Annotated in this window: 1 protein-coding gene and 1 pseudogene; both read right to left on the bottom strand. The window is 50.7% G+C overall.

Annotated features, from left to right (window positions below; genetic code table 11):
• Positions 1-359 (bottom strand): flagellar export protein FliJ (fliJ, locus tag R7R78_RS25455; RefSeq protein ID WP_225474539.1); only part of this gene is annotated, 359 nt, incomplete at its 3' end.
• A gap of 15 nt (positions 360-374) precedes the next feature.
• Positions 375-813: pseudogene (gene fliI, locus R7R78_RS25450) on the bottom strand (flagellum-specific ATP synthase FliI); the annotation flags it as partial.

The following is an 813-nucleotide window of genomic DNA, read 5'->3' as shown; positions in this document are numbered from 1 at the left end:
TTGGTGCGCCATCTCTCTAATCCCTTTTCCAATCCTTGAACGCGAGCGTGTTTGTGTTCTAACGTTTTTTGTACTGATGCACATTCGGCTTGCATCACCGCTTGTTCTTGCTCGTGGTGACGAAGCATTCTTTGCAGCATCTGATCAACGCGGTTGAAGTTCATCAACGCCGCGCTATTCAAAGACGGAGAGGACAACGCCGATTGACCAGCGTGTCCTTTGAGGGCTGAAAGTTGTTGCAATTGCGTTGAAAGATGATTGTGACGCTGACGCATAGCGTCGAGCTGTTGCCCGACCCTATCACGCTGCTTTTCTTCCATTTGTTGCAGTTTGCCGACCGCTTTAAGTTTGGCTTTCATCGCTGCGTTCGCTCTCTACTGTGCGCCTTGGAACATTTGAGCCAGCTCAGTCAAACTGGTGGTGTAATCCACCGCCTCGTTCGCTGATTGCTGTAAGTACGAACGCAAATGCGGATACATCGACACAGACTGATCCAACTCAGGATCCTGACCCGGTTGATAGCCACCAAGCGGCAGTAACTCTTTCACCTGAAGGTAATTGGAGTACATTTGGCGGAAGTTGTTTGCGATGGTGGAATGAGCAGGTTGCGTACAAGTGCTCATACAACGGCTGATAGAAGCATTGATATCAATCGCCGGATAATGCCCTTGTTCCGCCAGCTGGCGCGACAACACAACGTGTCCATCCAAAATGGCACGAGCAGAGTCCACGACTGGGTCTTGCTGATCGTCGCCTTCCGCCAGTACAGTGTAAATCGCCGTTAAGCTGCCATGAGGGTTTTCACTGTTACCC

The organism is Vibrio sp. 2134-1, assembly GCF_033339495.1.
Note: the sequence above shows the minus strand (reverse complement) of the source record. Positions and strands in the feature narration are given on the sequence as shown.